We start from the raw sequence: 21003 nt of genomic DNA on the forward strand, positions 1-21003 counted from the left end.
GCTATGATGGCTTCGGGCGTATTGTCGACCAACAGTACGAACGGTTCAACAGATTCCGGTGAAGTTCCGATCTATCCGGGTCAGCAATTCACGCAGAATGAGGGTGAATCCTCCGATACGACGGCCAATGTATCCGGTCTGGATATCCATACATTCGTCCAATCTGCATCTCCTGCCGTAATAACGAAGCTCCTGGAGACGATTCAGCAGATTCGCGAGGAGAATGAGAAATTTATTAGTGATGTAAGCAACGGGTCAAAGCAGGTCGATCCCAAGACCGGTTTGTCTCTTGGCGATCCAGCAACGTTGAGCCAATTCGGAAGCAACCTGAATAACTTGATCGCTAACATCGCGAAGAGCGCACTTGAGGAGAATAAGGTAGATAAAGATACGCTACAGTCCTTGATCGACAAGGCGAACCAATCTACCACGGGCGAGAAGATCGACTTGAACAATGTCAAGCCATTCGACAGATCGATTGGTGTTGATCCAGCAATTCAGAAAGCAAAGGAAGAACAGCTGAAGAAACTCCAAGCGGCGCGTCAGCAGCAACTGGAGAAGGACAAGAAGCAACGGGAAGATAAGCAGAAGCAAAACGAGGCATTGCTAAAACAATTGGAAGAAGCAAAGAAGAAGCAGGAACAGGCTAATAAAGACGCTAAAGATAAAGCCAATAAAGACGCAGAGGACACATACAGGAACGGTCTAAGCGAAGTAGAGAGACAGAAGTATGATGAAGACAAGAAGAAGGCCGAGGAGGCGAAGAAAAAGCAGGAGGAGCAACAGCAGAACAATAATGAGACTCCTAAACCGACACAGCCGACGAATCCACCTGCTAACAATGGCAACGGAGGGGATACAGGGACGGGAACTGATCCGGTTCCGGTCACAGCTCCGGCTGCGCCAACTGATATATCTGTATCCAGGACTACGATTAATAAGACAACTCCGAATGAAACCAGCATTAAGCTGAAATCAGCTGTTGGCACTACGGTTCAATTGGTAGAAGGAGAAACAGTTGTTCAATCGACAGCTGGTCAAGGCAATACTCCATCTACGATAAGTTTGACTGGATTGAGTGAAGGCGTTCATTCGTATAAAGTCCGGGCGACAAATGCGAATGGTACAAGTGCTTCGGTTCCTGTACCTATGATTATTGTTGACCTGACTGCGCCAAATAAACCGGTTATTACTTCGCCGGTAGGTCCGTTGGTGACAACAGATACGACTCAGACGATCAAGGTTCAAGCAGAATTATTGTCGCAGGTAACCCTATATAAGGACTCAACTGTAATCGAAACTAAGACCGTCGATGCACAAGGCTCATCTTCGTTTACGGTCCATAATTTATCCGGCATTAGTACATTCACGGCAGTAGCGGTTGATGCAGCTGGTAACAGTAGTCTATCGTCGGATCCACTCACAATAACCGTGGAGGTGATTCCGACCGTTACGTTTACAGCTACACCTTCTACGCTGACTGGACCTACTACACCGTTGTTGCTTAATCCAGGTCAAAAGGTGAATGTGGACGTTGAATTGAATGATTTCACTGGGACCAACGCCATTTATGGAGCAGAATTGCATTTGTCATATGTGGGCCTGTTCGAGTGGGTAAATTCTTCTACTGATCCTGCGTTTTACGAGAATAAGATATTTGTACCAGATACAAGTGTGGGCAGTGTAACTGAGAAGTCAGTTTATTATGATAAAGAGATTGTGTATGTGATATCGAACTACTCGGAGCCTAGCTCTTCTGTGGTAAGTAACATCGACGTTTCGGGAACGAAAAAACTGATACGGTTTACGTTGAAAGTATCTGACTCATGGGTAGGACCTGTTCCAGGGGGATTTGAATTGAACTTGATGTTAGTTAACGACAGTGGAGCGAAAATCACAGATTTAAGCGCCGATAACTTTGGAGGTGGCGTGTAATGAGCCGACGTTCATCGAGATTTATATCTATTATGCTAATCGTCGTATTGACTATGGGTCTAGTGCCCTTGGTCGGATTAATATCTCCTGGAGTTGCTTCTGCAGTAAATGCTTCGGGTTGCCCCACTGTATCGGGTTCGGTTTATTCCGCAGTATATAGTCCGGACACGGGAATGACGAAGTGTTCTTCTACTGATACAAATGAGTTACAAGAAATCAATTTGTCTATTGTAAATCTTGAGGCTCAATCGAAAGCTACTTATGATTTCATGTTTGTGGACCCCGGTTACAAAGGTCAATCCTTGAAGATCGTAGATGTGGATCGTGAAGTTGTGTCAGAACAAGGTTTTATTGATAGTGAAACTGGAACCGGTCATCTATTCAATGTGCCTGTTGAACCGGATGAACTACTGTTCGCCGTTATTGGAAACAACGGAGAGAAGACTGTTCCGATTGGGTATTTCTATAACGACGCTCTGCTGATAAAAGTAAATATTGTGCATGACTCCAGACAACCCGTATTAAAATCGTTGAAAAATGAAGACGGTTCAGAGTTGACGATTATTAGTCCGGCAGCAGGTCATTATTATCTCTCAAACGTATATGACGATTATTTTGACGCATTGATCGAAGAGACAGTGAATGGTGAGAAGCACTACTATATGTCCCAAATTGATATTTATAATGACTATGAACCAGGGCCTGATATCTTGCGTCAAATTGAGTTGGATATCGATGCTCAGGATTGGCATCCCGTGACATCAAGTTTCAGAGTAACAAGCGTAGTGGGATCACAAGTGTTGTCCATCAACAATCAATTTAATAGTAATTCGAGTCATCGGAACTATTCGATTCTTAATCAAGATTTATCCGATTATAATGCCACCGTGCACTATTTCATTCCTCTTGATGAATCTATTGATCTCATACAATATGTAGAGATTCAAACAACGGATCATACGTATATTTTGTCCAAACCAGTGGGTCTATTGACGGGAACTATACCGCCGCTTTTGACTCCAAGCCCTAGCACATCACCAAGTCCAACTCCCACACCAACGGTTATTCGGTTGGAAGGAGATCCAGGCAAGATGAAGAGCGTAAGCTTTAAAACTGAATCGTTAGACAGTGACGTTTCTGCAGATATTGGATTAAGTTTTGCGACACATGCATTTGAACTAATTGAATCTTCCATCGACATCCAGACAGACCGTACACAAACAATCCATTATCAAGAAAACTTGACACTTGGGAAAATTTCCTACTTTTTCAATGGTTATTACTTTGAACGATCAGAGTTTTTAGCTAAACAGTTGGCGCAATCTCAATCATCTGAGTTGACTATCGGCGAGAAAGTGACAGTTTTTGATGTAAGGGCAGGAATGGTTCATGAAAATAACACCCGAGACTACTTCCCAACTTTACGGACCGTTTCTGGTGACGTCTTGTCATTATCGGATATGGCTGAAGTTCCAGAAGTGGATGGGAGTTTCCAGTTGTATCAAGAGGGTGCTCCATCTGATCAGTCGTCTATACAATATTATTGGGGAAATTTCTCGATTCGCTTAGATGATATTAAGGGCTATAGCATGAAATTTACACACGGACAATTAGATGAAAGCATTTTTAATCTAGGTACAAATGTCAAAGAAGTGGATGTTCCGTTAGTCTTTATACAAGTAGCGTTATTGAATGATGCAGGATTACCGTCCACAGAACCATATGCTCATAAATCTATTTATCTGGAATCTGTTTACCCGCAGCCATACTACACAGAACCCATTATTGTTGAAACGGATGAGAATGGCAGGGGTGTCACTCGCAATGTGGCATACGGGTTGTGGAAGGTCAAGACAGTCCCGGGATTTTTTGTTGATGACTATGTTCAAACTAGCAATGCGGACATAGACGGCTATAACTTTAATAAAGCTGTAGACGGTAATTTGACGCTTAACGCGATTAGGATTAGGACTGAGGGTCCTTCGAGTTCAGGGCCTATTACTATAAAGGATTTGGTTCGGTTCTCGAAGGGGCTCATCGAGAGTCGTAACCTCGACTTTAATCAGGACGGCTTGTCTAACAAAGCTGACTATCAATATTTGCAATCCCTAACAACTCCACACTTTCACCACATTCCGGATTGACGATTAATATCGGCATTACACCGAATAGGATCGTTCTGGCTTGAGTTCCAACATTGAGTTATGCGGTATATGATGCCATTCGACTTTGGCTCATAACAAAATAAATGGATTAGAAGGAGCACGCAATGAAACCTTTGCGCAAATTAAGCATCCCTGTTCTAGGAGCAGCCTTGCTACTTGGAAGCACAACCGCGGCGTGGGCTGCGGTTCCAGTGGAGCAAGCGATTGTCGGGAGCGATAATCAAATTCTGGGAAGCATCACCACTGCAGCCGGAAAGGGGGACAATGGAGAATCGAACGGCGCTGCTGCTTCCGCTACATTCCGTTCCCCATGGAGTTTGCTGCCGCTGGCTGACGGTTCCTTACTGGTGGCGGATTCCAAGAGCCATCTGATTCGCAAGTTCAGTGGAGACCAGCTTACCGCCTATGCCGGAATTACGTTCAAGAGAGACCAGTATGACAATCCGATCGGCGGGCTAGTCGATGGCAAAGCAGCGGCTTCCGTCTTCCAACAGCCCAAGGGATTGGCCGCCGATCAGCAAGGCAATGTATACGTCGCGGACGCGGACAATCATGCGATCCGCAAGATCGACACAGCTGGCAACGTTACAACTCTAGCGGGAAGTGGCGTGCTAGGAAGAAAAGATGGGAAAGGCAAGGACGCCAGCTTCTATTCTCCACAGGATGTGGCTGTTGCAGCCGATGGGAGCGTATATGTCGCGGATACGTTAAATAACGCTATACGTAAAATTGCGACAGACGGAACCGTGACGACTCTGAATGCTTTGTCTACTAGAGCGGTTGAAGTCGCTCCGGGTCAGGTGGTGCCTGGGGGAGATTATGCGAACGGTGACTTGAAGACGGCTAAGTTCAACGAACCTGCCGGCTTGGCGCTCGATGCGAAGGGTAATCTTTATGTCAGTGACACCGGGAATCAATTGATCCGATATATCGATTTGTCTTCGGGTAAAGTGACTACTGTGGCAGGTGCGGTTCCTGCTGGAACAGCATCCATCTATGGGAAGAATGCGTTGTATGCTGAAGGAGATCTAGTGGACGGGGAAGCGAGCCAAGCTCACTTCAACTACCCCAAAGGTCTTGCTGTTACACCACAGGGTGGATTGTTAGTCGCGGATAGCTTGAACCACTCGATCCGTTACATCAAGGATGGAATGGTGTCGACGTTGGCTGGCGATCTCGACGGTCTGAGCGGATTTGCAGATGGTCCTGACCGTAAAGCGGGCTTGCAAAATCCTACGGATGTTGCTGTAACCTCGGATGGAAGCGTCTGGATCGCGGATGCTTATAATAATAAGATTCGGAAACTGGCCTTCTATGAACTCCCTGCAGACATTAGGGACGACGGGGTTATCAAAGTGTTGAACGGCAACAATCGTGTAGTATTCGAAGCAGCACCCGAGAATGTAAACGGTCGGGTATTAGTGCCAGTACGTGCGATTACGGAAGCACTTGGTTATGATGTGAAATTCAATGACGATGCGACAACTGGCGAACGAACCGTTCGGTTATCGAAGGGTAGTGTGAGTGTTGAACTTACGATTGGTAAGGAACAGATCAAACGGATCGTACCGAATTCGCCGGTCGTGACGAAGGTGATTGATGTCGCTCCTTATATTAAGTCAGATTTGACCTATGTTCCCATTCGTTTCTTCACGGAAGAGCTTGGCCTTGATGTGCAATGGCACGGGGCTACACAGACCGTTATTTTAAGATGATTTCCCTACACAGATGAATGATCGACTCGATGATGATGCCGGCAGAAGTGCTGGCATCTTTTTATAAATTTTGGGTATTACGTTGCATGCAAGATGAGGAGTGGGGAGCAGAATGAGTCGGTTTATTAAATTTATGTTAGCTTTATGCGTTGCTGTAAGTGTCAGTTTTTTTTCCTCAGCCTTAATCAGTTCTTCGAGAGTACAAGCCAAGGATAGTAGAGCCGCGATTATCTCCTCGATTAATGGAACCGTCATGGTAACGAAAGCAGGAGGCTCCAATGAGTATCGAGCTTTTGAGGAGATGAGCTTAAATCAGGGTGATCATATCCGTACAGAGTCTGGAGCCAGCGTTGTGCTTAAGATTGTGGATCAGGATGATGAAGTCACGATTGGCGAGAATACGGAATTGTATATTTCCAGTCTCGTTGAAGCGGCGGGAGGTAAGAAATCCAAGCTCAAAGTGTGGGCGGGGTCGCTATGGTTCAAGGTGAAAAAACTGGTCAATGCCGATGACGAATTCGAGGTTGAAACTCCGACAGCCGTTATGGGTGTGCGTGGGTCCAATGGGTACATTGAAACGAGGCTTGGGCAAATTTTTGCGATTATGGCTTCGGGTGTATTGCAAGCGTCCCCTACAGGTTCTGGCGGCACATCCAACGAAGAGGATTCCTCCACTCCAGCCAACATTTATCCCGGACAGCAATTTACATTACCTGATTCGGGAGCGGCCGATCCTTCTGTAGGGGTTGCTCCACTCGACATCACCGAGTTTGTGAATCGAGCCTCCAAGGAGATGATCGAGCAACTCATCACGACGATACAGCAGATTTCGGAAGAGAACAATGCGATGATCCAACAAGTTGGTAGCGGTGAAAAGCAGATTGATCCGAAATCCGGCTTGGACTTATCGAATAAAGACACGTTGGCCAAGTTCGGTGATAACCTGACAAGCCTCGTTGCGAATATTGCCAAGACAGCACTGGACGGCAACAAGTTTGATGCCAAGGAAATGAATGCCCTCATTGATAAAGTGAATCAGAGTACTACCGGTGAGAGGATTGATTTGAACAACGTCAAACCATTCGACAAGACGATCGCAACAGATCCAGATGTACTAAAGGCCAAGGAAGCTGAACTGGCTCGTCTTGAGGCTGAACGCAAGCAAAGACAAGATGAACAACGCCGGCAGGACGAGGAGCGAATTCGGCAAAATGCGGCTTTGTTCACTCAACTGGAAGCAGAAAAGGCTAAGCAGGAAGAAGCGAATCGTCAGGCCCAGCAGCAACAACAGAGTGAAACCGAAAACAATTACAAGCAGGGGCTGAACGATCAGGAGAAAGCTCGCTTTGATGCTGATAAGAAAAAGAACGAGCAGCAGCAATCGGGTACACAATCGGGGACGCAGCAACCGAGTTCGGGGACCGGAACGCAGCAGCCAGGCTCTGGCTCAGAGGAGCCGGAAGTTCAGCCTGTGCAACCTCCAGGGACGCCCGTGGTGAAAAGCCCGGTCAACTCGGTGATTACGAATGCGGCAAGCGTGACGGTACGGGTTGGGGGGACTATAGGTAATACGATCCGTCTGTGGAATTCTTCTCAGAAGCTGGCCGAACAAATTGTGGGGGCTGGAGGAGAAATTACATTTGATGTCGTGCTGAATGAGGGTACGTATCAACTACAGGTGGATGCGACGAATAGCGTTGGGACACTCAGCAGCAAAGTCTCGCTGCCGAGTATTAGTGTCGATCGGACTGCGCCGCAGTCGCCGAGAATTGCTGCATTGCCGACTTATTGGAATGCGAGTAGTGTGAAGCAGTTGCAGGTGAGTGCTGAGTTGGGATCTCAGTTGAAAGTGTATTTGAATGAACAGTCGACACCTTTCTATACAGGTACGGTGACGAGTGCTACGTATGAAGTGGTGCCGGTGACCTTTAGTACGGACGGGGCTTATGCGTTCCGTGTCACTGCTACGGATACAGCTGGAAATGTGAGCCTGGCAGCTGAAATGAGCGTGAATTTGGATACGTTAGCTCCAGCAGCCCCAATAGTTGATGCACCTCCTATCTGGAATGCTAACAACTTGAAGAGGGAACTAACAATAACGGCCGAAGAAGGCTCAACGGTGAAGGTGTACAGTGGGAACTCTCCAACACCGTTTTACTCCGAGACCGCTGGAGCAGCGTCGTTGATCGTACCGGTGACGGTAACGGCAGACGGCACATACACTTACCGTGTGACGGCAACGGATGCGGCGCTTAATACGAGTACCGAAGCCGAGAAGAGCGTGAAGTTGGATACAGTAGCGCCAAATGCGCCAACGATAAACGCACCAGCATACTGGAATGCCTTGAGTGTGAAGCGAGAACTGACAATAACGGCCGAAGAAGGCTCAACAGTGAAGGTATACAGCGGAAGTGCAACAACACCGTTCTACTCGGAAAACGCTGGAACAGCATCGTTGACCGTCCCCGTGACGGTAACGGCAGACGGAACATACACGTACCGTGTCACTGCCACGGATGCAGCACTCAATACGAGCATGGAGGCCGTGAAAAGCATAAAGCTGGATACAGCAGCGCCAGAAGCACCAACGATCAGCGCACCAGCATACTGGAATGCGGAGAGCAATAAGGTATTGACGATAATCGCYGAGGAAGGYTCRACGGTGAAGGTRTACAGCGGAAGTGMRACAAYACCGTTCTACTCGGAAAMCGCTGGAGCAKCATCGTTGACCGTCCCCGTGACGGTAACGGCAGACGGCACGTACACKTATCGGGTCACTGCMACGGATACGGCGCTCAATACGAGCATGGAGGCSGTGAAAAGCATAAAGCTGGATACAGCAGCGCCAGAAGCCCCAACGATCAGCGCACCAGCATACTGGAATGCGGAGAGCAATAAGGTATTGACGATAATCGCCGAGGAAGGTTCGACGGTGAAGGTATACAGCGGAAATGCAACAACACCGTTCTACTCGGAAAACGCTGGAGCATCATCGTTGACCGTCCCCGTGAAGGTAACGGCAGACGGAACGTATACGTATCGGGTCACTGCAACGGATACGGCGCTCAATACGAGCATGGAGGCCGTGAAAAGCATAAAGCTGGATACAGCAGCGCCAGAAGCCCCAACGATCAGCGCACCAGCATACTGGAAYRCGGAGAGCAATAAGGTATTGACGATAATCGCTGAGGAAGGCTCAACGGTGAAGGTGTACAGCGGAAGTGAGACAACACCGTTCTACTCGGAAACCGCTGGAGCAGCATCGTTGACCGTCCCCGTGACGGTAACGGCAGACGGCACGTACACGTACCGTGTAACTGCAACGGATGCAGCGCTTAATACGAGTACCGAAGCTGAGAAAAGCGTAAAGCTGGATACAGCAGCGCCAGAAGCCCCAACGATCAGCGCACCAGTATACTGGAATGTGGAGAGCGAGAAGGTACTGACGGTAACGGCCGAAGAAGGATCGACGGTGAAGGTGTACAGCGGGGACTCGCCAACACCGTTCTACTCCGAAACTGCGGGAGCAACGTCATTGATCGTACCGGTGACGGTAACAGAAGACGGAACGTACACGTACCGTGTAACTGCTACAGATGCAGCGCTCAATACGAGCACTGTAGCCGAGAAAAGCGTGAAGCTGGATACGGTAGCGCCAAACGCGCCAATGATCAACGCACCAGTATACTGGAATGCAGACAGCGTGAAGGTATTGACAATAACGGCTGAAGAAGGTTCAACGGTGAAGGTTTACAGCGGGAGCTCGCCAACACCGTTCTACTCGGAAACCGCTGGAGTAGCATCGTTGACCGTCCCTGTGACAGTAACGGCAGACGGCACGTACACGTACCGTGTGACTGCTACGGATGCAGCGCTCAATACGAGCACTGTAGCCGAGAAAAGCGTGAAGCTGGATACAGTAGCGCCAAACGCACCAATGATCAGCGCACTTGCACACTGGAACGCGGAGAGCGAGAAGGTACTAACAATAACGGCAGAAGAAGGCTCAACGGTGAAGGTATACAGCGGGAACTCTCCAACACCGTTTTACTCGGAAACGGCGGGAGCAACGTCATTGATCGTACCGGTTACGGTAACGGCAGACGGTACATACACTTACCGTGTGACGGCAACGGATGAGGCGCTTAATACGAGTACCGAAGCCGAGAAGAGCGTGAAGTTGGATACAGTAGCGCCAAATGCACCAACGATCAGCGCACTTGTACACTGGAATGCCTTGAATATGAAGCGAGAACTGACAATAACGGCCGAAGAAGGCTCAACGGTGAAGGTATACAGCGGGAACTCTCCAACACCGTTCTATACGGAAACAGCTGGAGCAGCTTCGTTGATCGTACCGGTTACGGTAACGGCAGACGGCACGTACACGTACCGTGTGACTGCAACGGATGCAGCGCTTAATACGAGTACCGAAGCCGAGAAAAGCGTGGAGCTGGATACGGTTGCGCCAAACGCGCCAACGATCAGCGCACTTGCATACTGGAACGCGGAGAGCGAGAAGGTACTGACGGTAACGGCCGAAGAAGGCTCCACCATTAAGGTGTACCAAGGCACGAGTACCGTCGGAACGGGAATTGGAGCTGGCACGATGGTGGTGAATGTACCAGTTAGTGTGACAGCCGACGGTAAGTACTACTTTGTAGTGAAAGCGACGGATGCTGCGGGTAACGAAAGCCCTGGAGCGGACATACAAGTCACACTGGATACTATAGCACCAACGGTGGTTATCACAAATCCTAGTACACCGTTATGGACCAGGTCCACAAGTGCTGCAATCAGCCTAATTACTGAAACTGGGGCAAAAGTGGTAGTCATGGAAGGTGAGACGGTAATTACTAGTGGCACTGCGACTCCGAGGACGATCTCAGAATCAGTCGAAGGGGGAGGTCCATTATCGTTCCCACCAGAGCTTAATGGCCAGCTTACACTGAGCGTACCGTTGAATGAGCAAAGGGCTTACCATTACAACATCAAAGTCACCGATACGCAAGATAATAGAGTCACGATTGAGGTACCCGTCATTACACTTGACACAACTGAGCCTACGATTACGCTTGTGGACCCAAACACTATCACCACGATAACCTCATCATATAAGGATATCGTCTTGCAAACGGAGCCGTATGCGACAGTATACATTCGCAAGACTGTGGGATCTGAGGTCATACAAACCATGGGTCACGTGGCCGGTGCAGATGGGCGTGTCACGATCCCCTACGTATTTACTGCACAAGGGACCTATGAAAACTTAAGCGCGAAGGCGGAGGATCGGGCAGGTAACTATACATATGCTTCTCTGCTGCCAATAACCGTAAATTCGGCAAGTGTTCAGATTATCGAAGCTTCCGGAGGCGTTGTAAACAGTAATTTCGTGACCTTAAGGATTTCCACGAACGATGCGTCTGTAGGGATGCAAATGAGCTTTTCCAATACAGGGGAAGAGGTTTCTTATAGTCCATGGGTAGCGTATAGTGAACTTAAGGCTGACTATCAGTTGACGCCTGGGCCTGGTCCAAAAACGGTCTATGTCAAGCTCAAAGACCAAAACGGCAATGTCTTCGTACCTCTAATGACTGGGGTAACCGTTGTTAGCTCGGATGTCGTACCCGAAGTGTCCTTGAACGTACCAGGTGCAGGAACGAATCTGTTCGTGTATCCGGGGAAAATGTTCACGCTCGAAGTGAACATGAAGGACTTCATGGGGCACCGTGCGGTGTATGGGGTGGAAGTGCATCTGGAGTATTCGAACTCGATTCAGATCAGTGAAAATGTGACGGATGGGACCGTGCTGGAGCCTGGATTTTCGACCACGGTCAATAATGTCCAATATGTTAATGAAACATTGCGAAAATTCATTTATGTAGCTACCAACTTTTCAATAACGACAGACAATGAGGTGAGTGAGGAAGGCGAAAGGTTGGTGACTATTCCATTCTACGTAAACTCGGGTAATCCGGGTATGATTCGAATTACGAAGGTGTTGGTCGTGAATGCGGCTAACGAAATCATCGGCGACTCAACCATAACTACTCCTGGGGATCCCAAGTATATCAAGACCGATTCCATCATCACGCTCACACCTGGAGGTCCTCCCGCATGAGAAGATCCATTCTAATTAAATTGTCGGTCGCATTTGGATTCCTGTTGGCCCTGGGTTTCGCCTCAGGGACCAGCTTCCCCCCAAAGGCGGTAGCGGCCGTGCTGCCGAGCGCTCCCGTGATCCCTTGTGGTAGCGTCAGCGTCACAACGAGTGTGTACGCCGCTGTCTACAGCCACAATACAGGGACGACGTCATGCTACTCAGCTGCTAATATTGCTCTACCAGAGGACGGGGGAGAACAATATGATATTGTATTGAAAGCCCCTGGAGTTCAAAATGTTTCAGGGATATGGATCAATCAAGAAGGTCATGGCTCAGCTTATCCCTGGGCCGGATCTGAAGCAACCTTTACCTATCTAGCGAGTCTAGGGAGAATGATCAACATCTCCATTCTCCCGAGTCTCCAATGGGACAAAGTTCTAATCAAGCCGATCAGTAACTTTCAGTTCGACTTGGAGGACAATTCATACCGATCTCAGGATGAGTACTACCGGACGAATGAAATACCGGATGTGACTTATGATATTTTCCTTTATCGTCCGAGTAGGGCAGGAGCTTCAACCAGACTGGTTAATGGAACCGGTGCAACGTTAACTAGTCCGCTCGATTTACAACAGGCAGGTTCCTTGAACGGCAATGGCCAATTCGTATTTTCGAATATCTCTCTAGGAGGTATCAAGTCGCTATTCGCGATTGTCCAAGATGGGGCCTCGACGAGTAATTCGGATCGCGCATATGCTGATGGGACGTATATCGGACCTCTTGCCAACGGTAAGGGTTTGCTCAAGCTTAGATTTTATGATTACCAGTACAACAATAGCCAGATCAGTATTGAAAAGCTGGATGGGAGTAGCATTCTGGGGCTGAACGGGATAGCTGGCAATCCGGCACCCAATTTATTGTTTCTGTGGAAGGACATGATACTGGATTATGAAAGTTGGGAATTCCCGTCCTGGGAGCACCAAGCTAAACTCACAATCACGAGACAAGAGGGACCTGCAGAAAGTCATACTGTAAGGGTTAGTAAAGACTCTTGCTCCGAGTGTGGTCTATCCAGGGTAGATGAATACGACATTAGTCAATTCTGGACGGTCCAGCTTACTGCGCCTGATCATCCGAATCTGGCAAACATCAAGGTATACGCCCGTAATGTGTATTTTCATTTTCCTTCTTATGCATACACGGATGAGCAGGGTAAGGTGACCTTTCCCAATAAAGAAGAGGGGACCTATGTAGTTAGTACGGCAGGAGCAATTGATGAATCAGGCTATATGCCTCGATTCATACAAACTGGCCCACTCAGCGGGAATACACTGCCGGTGATCCCACTAAAGCAGCCGACTGCTGCGCCCGGAGAGGCGTTCAATCTGCAGGATGCGGTACGATTAGCCAAACAATGGAGTCCTACGTCAATCTATGATTTCGACCAGTCTGGAGGAGCGCCCGACCTTGATGACTTGAAATTCTTGTTGTACTTGCTGATCCCGTTCAATGGGGAAGGAACCGCATAATAAATAATCCATCGAGATGACCGGCCTATGGGCCGGTTTTTCCTTTCTACGGGAGCTCTTCATTTCCAACCCCTCCCAGCCGATAACAACTTTAGAACAAGTCTAAACCATGGCGATTGGAGAAAGGGTGGTAGACATCAGATGAGCAACCCTCCTAACAATCAGCGCGACACTTTGAAGGAATACGTACAGAAACACCCTAATAATAAAATGGCCTGGTATTTGTTAGGCCGAGATTACGCTGATCGGGGCGAAATGGCCAAGGCTCAATATTGCTTCATCCAGGCGGGTGAAGTGTACGTAGCGTACGAGGCGAATCCGTCGCCGGAGATTCTGGCGGCCCAGCAGGCTTTGCAGGTGAAGCAGCAAGCCCAACAAGCGAAGCAGGAGATGGAAGCTCGAGAAGCTGCGAACGAGGCGAGGCGAGGCAGCGGCAGCGAGTCTCGCAGAGCGAGCGAGGCTGCCCAAGGAGGCAGCGGCGGCGCACACGAGCTCGACGGCGCCAGCCGGCGAGCAGCCGCACTCGCCGCCGAAGCGGCCCCGCGCCGCCCGGCTTCGCGCGCGCGGCGTGCAGGGAGGACGGCGCTAGCGCTCGTCCTCCTGCTGCTCTTGCTCGGCCCGGCGCCGCATGCGCGCGGGCCCGAACCCACGGCGCCGTCCCCGGCACCGCAAGCACTGCCCGCCGCCGCAACGCCCGGCGGCGGCGCCACAGATGCCATCGCGAGCCAGGCTCGCGCGATGGCGGTCTACTTCGCCGCCGCACCCGCAGCGGCGGCGGCCCCGCAGCAGTCCGCGCCGAAGGACGCGGACCGCCTGCTGGCCCCACTCATTCGCGAAGCGCTGAGTGGGACTCAGACGGCGCTACTCGTGCAGCCGAGCGTACTGCGAGCCGCGTCACAAGCTGACTGGCTCGACTGGCAGGCGCAGCCGAAGGTGCTATATAGCGTCGAGAAGACGGTAAGCGTGGCCGGGGTTTACAAGCTGTCAGCGTATGACAAGGAGCAGTGCGTCTGCGAACCGGGTGATCCTTCCGTTGTCCAGGCCCAATACAGCCAGTGGAAGGCGGCGGAGGAACAACGGCTCATCATGCAGTCCGCAGGGGAAGCGTATCGCCGAGCAACGGGGAAATCGCCAGAATCGATCGAGACGCTCGTTCAGAACTATCCGAACAACGTACTGCCAGGCGTGACGCCTGAGATGGTGCGCAACGCAAGCGCTTGGCTTGGCACATCCAATCCGCCGGCTCAATCGGTAAGCGGCAATCCACCCGCCTCAGCGCAAGGCCCTTCAAGCCCGCCGTCTGCCGGCGAGTCCACCCAACTGTTGCAGCATCCGCTTGAGATTATAATCGACAAGACGACACATCGCCTCGCGCTCGTGAGCGGCAGCGTCATCCTCCGCTCCTATCCGGTCGGACTCGGGGGGAAACGTACACCCGAAGGGGAATTTGAGATCAGTGAGAAGGTCAGGAACCCGAACGGTAAGGACAACGGCGAGTTCGGCAGCCGCGGCATGACACTATCGGACACGAACTATGCAATTCACGGGACGAACCAGCCAACCAGCATCGGTGCGGATCGTTCGCTCGGCTGCATTAGGATGTTGAAGGGGGATGTAGAGGAATTGTTCGATATGGTCCCCAAAGGGACGAAGGTGACGATTGGCAGCAAGCTACTTCCCTCTGATATTCGCAGATCCGAGAAGCCCTTCCAGTTACCGGTACAAGCGCAAGAAATGAACCCGGGGAAAGTATACAAGTGGCTGAATTAGCGGAGGGCGGAGAGGAAAGTTCCGGCCGCTCAACTAGAGAGAAGCCAAATGGAGTGGGATGTCTGCAACAAATACATATGGCGTGCTATGGGATGGTCCATTAGCACGCCACTCGTGTCTGTCAGGGATTCCAGATTAACAACACCGTAATGAGAATGACAAGTGCGACAATAATGGATCCGACCCAGATGATCGCTTTTTTATTAATATCTTCTTTCTTCCTACGTTGCAAGTAGGTTTGCTTCTTCAGCTTATTCATTTGAATCGACCTCGCATCCTATTGGATTGGAAGAGCCGGGCTTATATCTTCAATTATATCAATCGACGGTCAAAATGAAAAGGTTTACATATTAACAAATCGATTGGCGCACCTTATAAAGAAGCAGTAATTTAATGAACTGGCATTTCGTTTAATTTACGATTTCTCAGGAATCCGTACTTTCTTTTTCCTTACGAAACCGCTAAACTGTTCGATAGAGTCAATGTAATACCCCACAAAGTGACGAAACGCTAAGAAGCTGACACCTATTACTTTGCGGGGACCCCTGTGGAGAACGGAGTGTACATACATATGCTTTACCGCAATATCGCAAAACCTATGTTGTTTCGCATGGATGCCGAGAAAGCCCATCATTTGACGGTGGACGGGCTGGGACAAGCCTCACACATACCTGGTGCGCTTGCCCTCCTTAAGGCCATGTATGGAGTACCGGAGCACCCGGAGCTTACCGTACAATTAGGCGGGCTGAAGTTCCGCAATCCGGTTGGATTAGCAGCGGGTCTCGACAAGAACGCAGCAGCTGTCCAAGGGTTCTCCTCACTCGGCTTCGGCTTCATGGAAGTGGGGACGGTTACACCTAGACCACAGAAGGGGAACGACTTACCCCGATTGTTCCGACTACCATCTGATGAAGCGCTTGTGAACCGGATGGGATTCAACAATGTAGGAACCGAAGGAATGGCTCTTAATCTACACAAGGCTGGCAAGCACGTGATTCCGGTAGCCGTTAACATCGGGAAAAATAAAGACACCCCGAATGAAGAAGCAGAAGAGGATTACCGGAAGTGTGTGAAGGCGTTGTACCCATATGGCGATTTCTTCGTCGTGAACATTAGCTCGCCGAACACGCCAGGTCTCCGCAATCTGCAGCACGGGGAAGAACTCCGCAAGTTGGTCGACGCGGTGAAGGATGAGATGGAGCAGCAGCATCGCAAATTGGGCGGACCGTCCAAGCCTATTTTCGTGAAAATCGCACCGGACGTAACCGGAAATGAGTTAGAATATATGGTGGAGACGCTAGTGAACGGCAAGGTGTCGGGCATCATCGCGACGAATACGACGATTTCCCGGGATGGACTAACGCATTCGAACGCTCGTGAAACGGGAGGCCTGAGCGGCAAACCGTTAACAGCACGTTCTACGGATGTGATTCGCAGTGTGTATAAGGTGACACAAGGCAAGCTGCCGATTATCGGCTGCGGGGGTATTTTTACACCTCAGGATGCATATGACAAAATACGGGCCGGAGCCTCTCTCATCGAAGTCTATACAGCCTTGATTTATAAAGGACCAGGTCTGATTCGAGAGTTGAACGAAGGACTGTTAGCTTTGCTGCAACGGGATGGATTGACTCATATTTCACAAGCGGTTGGGGTGGACCTGATCTAAATTCAAATTCATGGCAATAATAGCCAAAGAACAGAACATAGAACGATGAAATGGTTACGGGATTTCAGAATGGAGGTTTCATTCTATGGACACCAGAGACTGGGGGAGATTTCTGCTCCCTTACGAGCAAGCGGTGGAAGAACTGAAAGTCAAATTCAAGACGTTACGTACGGAATTCAAAAGCCGTGATGAATATACACCGATCGAATTCGTAACAGGCCGGATTAAGCGCATTTCCAGCATTCTGGAGAAAGCCAAGCGGCTGAACGTGCCGATGGATAAATTGGAAACCGGGATCGAAGATATTGCCGGAATCCGAATTATGTGCCAATTCGTACAGGACATTACCCGCCTATCCCAACTGATCCGGGCGAGAAAAGATATGATTGTCGTCTACGAGAAGGATTACATTACGAATAACAAGGAAAGCGGCTATCGCAGCTATCACATTATCGTCGAATATCCGGTTCAGACGTCGCTTGGCCTTAAGCCTGTGCTGGCGGAAATCCAGATGCGTACGCTGGCGATGAATTTCTGGGCGACAATCGAACACTCCCTCAACTATAAGTTCAAGGAGCACCTGCCGAGTGACATCAAGCAAAGGTTGCAAAACGCTGCAGAAGCCGCCTACCAACTTGATCAAGAAATGTCCAGCATCCGGGACGAGATCATTACGGCTCAACAGCATTTTGAAGACAAAACCAACCTGGTGTCGAGGGTATTGAACGGAATTCAGGATTTGTACTACTATCACCGGGTACGGGAAGCGGCCCAATTCCAACTGAAATTCAACGAGCTATGGGAGACAGAAGACGTATGGAGCCTGCGTGAGTTGTTGCATGAGCTGCAGGAAGCGTTGCTCCGGGCGAAACGTTAAAGGAGTCGGACTGACCATGATTGCCTATGACCAACTATATGTGGAGTACCTATACTACTTTAATATAGAACGGGACTACTTCGAGTGCCATGAAGTGATGGAAGAGCTGTGGATGGAGGAGGGGCGCAATCCTCTTCATCAGGGGCTGCTTCAAGTGGCTGTAGGGCTGTATCATCACCGTAATGGCAACATTGGCGGGGCTATCAAGCTATTCGATCAAGGGATCGAGAAGCTGGAATATTACCCCCGTCATAGCATGGGCATCGATCTGGGGAAGCTGGTGGACGACTCCAGGCAATATTTGGAGAAGTTGGAGCGAGTGGAAGAAGAGCCGTTCGACTTTTATGATCTCGACATCGTCATTATGCATTCGGAGTTAGCCGGGATGGTAGAGGAATTGAAGCAGTTCCCGCCAGTCAAGCACGAGGGATAATGGAACCCTATAATCAAATAGAAAATGAAAAAAACGGAGATTCGCTGCAAGAGCGGTCTCCGTTTCATTACATCTGGGATTACGGTTACTTCTTCTTATTCGCTTGGAAAAACTGCTTGAAGTTGTCTGGCGATAGTCCGGCCTGACCATCATGTGAGACGCCGCCCTCAAGACGATTCACTTCCTTGCCGTCGCGGAATACGACGAGTGTCGGGGTAGCTTCGATCTTATAGGTAGCCCAATCCTTCTCATACTCCCACAGGTTCAGCTGCTTCAGATCAATGCCGGCGTCTTTCGCGATCGGATTCAGGATCGGGGTAGTCGCTTGGCAATGTGAGCATGTGGTGGAGAAGAAATAGACGAATGTTTCTTCTTTGCTGTCGATTTTCTTCTTCAGATCTTGGGGTTTGATAATGTTCTGGTAGTTCGCATCGTTCAACTGCCCTAGCGTCTCCGGCTTCAGCTTGGCCGCGTCGACCCCATATAATTGCTCGGCCTTCGCTTTCGTTGCATCATCCAGTTTGGCAATCCTGGCTTGATCCTTGGACTTTTCACTCTGTTGGTTTACAATAAACAAAAGGACGAATAGTCCAACGATAATTCCTAGATAGATAAGCAGCTTCTTCATCATACACCCCTACGTATATATTTTAATTATTTTTTCGAATCTGTTATTAGTTCTTCTTTCAGTCATGTATATCCTTCTTCTGTTTCCAGCCAAATATGATGATTTTTTGAACGAAAGTGCAGGCAGCCTACATGACTATGAAACTAGCGGAAGCTTTTCTACATAAAATAAACGGATATTTGCAAGATGAGTTTCCCGTATTTCTGGCTTCTTACAAGAGGAGCGGGCCCTTGGGTTCCGACGTAATCCATTGAAGCTCTCGGCAGCTTCATTCGCAGCCATCATTCCGTTCCAGGTCGAGCCAGTTCCATGGGCGGATTCATCTGCCCCCATCTGTGCTTGTCCAATCGGACGAGTCGGTCGCTGCCAAAGGCTACACTCTCGTATGTATAGAAGGATATCCTGTCGGTTGGGCCAAGTGGCAGGATGGGATGTTGAAGAACGAATACCCGCAAGGGTGGAGGTGGACATAACATGAAGGATACGCAACGATTGGACAAAGTGCTAGCCCATATGGGATATGGTTCTAGAAGCGAATTGAGACGGTTGGTCAAGCAGAAGGGGATTTCTGTGAATGGCCGAACCGTATCTGACAGTGGACTACAGGTGAATCCGTATGAGGATGTCATTCTTGTAGATGGCGAGCGTGTTCAATATAAGGAATTTATATATATTATGCTGAACAAACCGGCAGGCGTTATCTCGGCAACGGAAGATAAGCGCGATCGAACTGTCATCGATTTGTTGGAATCGCCTATTCAAGTGTTCGATCCCTTTCCGGTTGGCCGTCTGGATAAAGATACGGAAGGGCTGTTGCTCTTGACCAACGACGGGAAGTTGGCCCATAATTTGCTATCCCCGCGTAAGCATGTGCCCAAGATGTATTTTGCCGAAGTACAGGGCGTTGTGAATGAGCTGGATGCGCAGGCTTTCGCCAAAGGTGTAGAGTTGGATGACGGATACGTTACGATGCCTGCGAAGCTCTCCATCCTGAGTGCAGGTGAAACGGATGAAGCGAGCGCCGAGGGCATGTCCAAGATCGAATTAACCATTATGGAAGGCAAGTTCCATCAGGTGAAGCGGATGTTCGAAGCGGTCGGGAAGAAGGTCGTGTATTTGAAAAGAATGTCTATGGGCTCACTGCTGCTGGACGAACATTTATTACCGGGTCAATATCGAGAACTGACGGAAGACGAACTGGCTGGATTGGCGACGGGTGACAACGAATAGATATACGTTAGAGAGGGGGATCTGTTGTTGAACTACAAATTAATTGCTCTGGATGTGGATGGCACCTTGTTGGATGACCATCATCATTTGTCAGATCAGACGATCCGCACAGTGCGACAGGTACATGAGCAGGGGGCGACTATCGTATTGTGCACGGGTAGAGGACCCGGTAATGCGATTCCAATCATGGAGGCGCTTGGCCTGGAAGGTACAGTCATTACCCATAACGGTGCTGCGACAGTTACAACGTCGGATCGATCCATCGTGCATCAATACCCGTTCGAGCTGGATGAGCTGGCCTATTTCATCCATTATTGCCGCGAGCATCGTATCCATTATGATGTATCTTCGCCACTGCATCTGCATGTTGATTATGAGCTGCAGGATGCTGTGAAACAGTTGTATACCACTTTTAAAATATCGCCTGTCTATCTGGAGAACTTGTCTACGTTACCGGAACGTCCGGTCAAATTCACAGCATACTCCCCGAATAAGGAGCAATTGGATCGTGTACAGGCTGACTGGATGAACGCCAACAGCAGCAGCAGCTTGCTTGTCTTGCGCAGCGGCGATCAATTTATCGATGTCATGCATGCCGAAGCTTCCAAAGGGAATGCATTGCGGGAGCTGGCTAAGTCGCTCGGCATCGACCGCTCTCAAGTGCTGGCGATGGGGAACTACTATAACGATGTCGATATGATTCAGTTCGCTGGATGGGGCATTGCCATGGACAATTCGCCTGATGATGTGAAGAGGTTAGCCGATGAGGTAACGGTTTCCAATAACGAGGGCGGCGTGTACCGCTCCCTCTTGAAGCATTGTCTGAACGCGTGAATGTGTTCCTGTCATACAAAAGAAGGATTGACGCCACCAGCGTCAATCCTTCTTTTGTATGCTTTTCTACGTGCGTTGTTGTGTCCGAATTAGCAAAAAGTCGGACGAATAACGA

The 21003-nt window shown here is 49.4% G+C and carries 12 protein-coding genes and 2 pseudogenes; 12 read left to right on the forward strand and 2 right to left on the reverse strand.

The window, feature by feature from the left end:
- From AC1DWB_RS23950 to AC1DWB_RS23975, 6 genes and pseudogenes are all read left to right on the forward strand, one after another.
- Positions 1–1935 (forward strand): annotated as a pseudogene (locus tag AC1DWB_RS23950) (hypothetical protein); the annotation flags it as partial.
- Positions 1935–4079 carry a hypothetical protein gene (locus AC1DWB_RS23955; RefSeq protein ID WP_477543612.1) on the forward strand — a complete coding sequence of 715 codons (2145 nt, stop codon included), beginning with the start codon at positions 1935–1937 and terminating at the stop codon, positions 4077–4079. The pseudogene AC1DWB_RS23950 and the gene AC1DWB_RS23955, both read left to right, overlap by 1 nt.
- 125 nt (positions 4080–4204) lie before the next feature.
- A complete protein-coding gene (locus AC1DWB_RS23960; RefSeq protein WP_477543613.1) occupies positions 4205–5815 on the forward strand; it encodes an NHL domain-containing protein in 1611 nt (536 codons plus the stop codon).
- Positions 5816–5927: 112 nt separating this feature from the next.
- The gene (locus AC1DWB_RS23965) at positions 5928–11936 is read left to right on the forward strand and encodes an Ig-like domain-containing protein (protein ID WP_477543614.1); all 6009 of its coding nucleotides are present in this window, start codon (positions 5928–5930) and stop codon (positions 11934–11936) included.
- Positions 11933–13447 (forward strand): hypothetical protein, encoded by a 1515-nt coding sequence (locus AC1DWB_RS23970; RefSeq protein WP_477543615.1) that lies wholly within the window; start codon positions 11933–11935, stop codon positions 13445–13447. The genes AC1DWB_RS23965 and AC1DWB_RS23970 overlap by 4 nt, the downstream gene beginning before the upstream one ends.
- A 141-nt stretch (positions 13448–13588) precedes the next feature.
- Positions 13589–15217 (forward strand): L,D-transpeptidase, encoded by a 1629-nt coding sequence (locus tag AC1DWB_RS23975; protein ID WP_477543616.1) that lies wholly within the window; start codon positions 13589–13591, stop codon positions 15215–15217.
- Positions 15218–15338: 121 nt separating this feature from the next.
- On the opposite strand, the gene AC1DWB_RS23980 is transcribed toward AC1DWB_RS23975, so the two are convergent.
- The gene (locus AC1DWB_RS23980; RefSeq protein ID WP_477543617.1) at positions 15339–15476 is read right to left on the reverse strand and encodes a hypothetical protein; all 138 of its coding nucleotides are present in this window, start codon (positions 15474–15476) and stop codon (positions 15339–15341) included.
- A gap of 312 nt (positions 15477–15788) precedes the next feature.
- On the opposite strand from AC1DWB_RS23980, the gene AC1DWB_RS23985 reads away from it, so the two are divergent.
- From AC1DWB_RS23985 to AC1DWB_RS23995, 3 genes are all read left to right on the forward strand, one after another.
- Positions 15789–16886, forward strand: coding sequence for a quinone-dependent dihydroorotate dehydrogenase (locus AC1DWB_RS23985; protein WP_477543618.1), 1098 nt, complete (start codon positions 15789–15791; stop codon positions 16884–16886).
- 85 nt (positions 16887–16971) lie between these two features.
- Positions 16972–17763, forward strand: a complete 792-nt coding sequence (yjbM, locus tag AC1DWB_RS23990) for a GTP diphosphokinase (RefSeq protein WP_477543619.1) — start codon at positions 16972–16974, stop codon at positions 17761–17763.
- A 16-nt stretch (positions 17764–17779) separates the two neighbouring features.
- Positions 17780–18196, forward strand: coding sequence for a DUF309 domain-containing protein (locus tag AC1DWB_RS23995; RefSeq protein WP_477543620.1), 417 nt, complete (start codon positions 17780–17782; stop codon positions 18194–18196).
- Positions 18197–18281: 85 nt separating this feature from the next.
- On the opposite strand, the gene AC1DWB_RS24000 is transcribed toward AC1DWB_RS23995, so the two are convergent.
- Entirely contained in the window at positions 18282–18827 is a 546-nt protein-coding gene (locus tag AC1DWB_RS24000; protein WP_477543621.1) for a thioredoxin family protein, read from the reverse strand.
- A 356-nt stretch (positions 18828–19183) separates the two neighbouring features.
- On the opposite strand from AC1DWB_RS24000, the pseudogene AC1DWB_RS24005 reads away from it, so the two are divergent.
- The 3 genes and pseudogenes from AC1DWB_RS24005 to AC1DWB_RS24015 all read left to right on the forward strand — a co-directional run.
- Positions 19184–19297 (forward strand): annotated as a pseudogene (locus AC1DWB_RS24005) (methyltransferase RsmF C-terminal domain-like protein); the annotation flags it as partial.
- A gap of 1 nt (position 19298) precedes the next feature.
- Positions 19299–20054, forward strand: a complete 756-nt coding sequence (locus tag AC1DWB_RS24010) for a pseudouridine synthase (protein WP_477543622.1) — start codon at positions 19299–19301, stop codon at positions 20052–20054.
- Between the two features lie 27 nt (positions 20055–20081).
- Positions 20082–20888, forward strand: coding sequence for a Cof-type HAD-IIB family hydrolase (locus AC1DWB_RS24015; protein ID WP_477543623.1), 807 nt, complete (start codon positions 20082–20084; stop codon positions 20886–20888).
- Positions 20889–21003 lie beyond the last annotated feature (115 nt).

Source organism: Paenibacillus sp. P4_E11 (assembly GCF_056401635.1).

Bases quoted from the DNA above. Each gene is read 5' to 3' on its own strand.
- AC1DWB_RS23955 (WP_477543612.1), top strand. From the start codon at position 1,935: ATGAGCCGACGTTCATCGAGATTTATATCTATTATGCTAATCGTCGTA.
- AC1DWB_RS23960 (WP_477543613.1), top strand. From the start codon at position 4,205: ATGAAACCTTTGCGCAAATTAAGCATCCCTGTTCTAGGAGCAGCCTTG.
- AC1DWB_RS23970 (WP_477543615.1), top strand. From the start codon at position 11,933: ATGAGAAGATCCATTCTAATTAAATTGTCGGTCGCATTTGGATTCCTG.
- AC1DWB_RS23975 (WP_477543616.1), top strand. From the start codon at position 13,589: ATGAGCAACCCTCCTAACAATCAGCGCGACACTTTGAAGGAATACGTA.
- AC1DWB_RS23980 (WP_477543617.1), bottom strand. From the start codon at position 15,476: ATGAATAAGCTGAAGAAGCAAACCTACTTGCAACGTAGGAAGAAAGAA.
- AC1DWB_RS23985 (WP_477543618.1), top strand. From the start codon at position 15,789: ATGCTTTACCGCAATATCGCAAAACCTATGTTGTTTCGCATGGATGCC.
- yjbM (WP_477543619.1), top strand. From the start codon at position 16,972: ATGGACACCAGAGACTGGGGGAGATTTCTGCTCCCTTACGAGCAAGCG.
- AC1DWB_RS23995 (WP_477543620.1), top strand. From the start codon at position 17,780: ATGATTGCCTATGACCAACTATATGTGGAGTACCTATACTACTTTAAT.
- AC1DWB_RS24000 (WP_477543621.1), bottom strand. From the start codon at position 18,827: ATGATGAAGAAGCTGCTTATCTATCTAGGAATTATCGTTGGACTATTC.
- AC1DWB_RS24010 (WP_477543622.1), top strand. From the start codon at position 19,299: ATGAAGGATACGCAACGATTGGACAAAGTGCTAGCCCATATGGGATAT.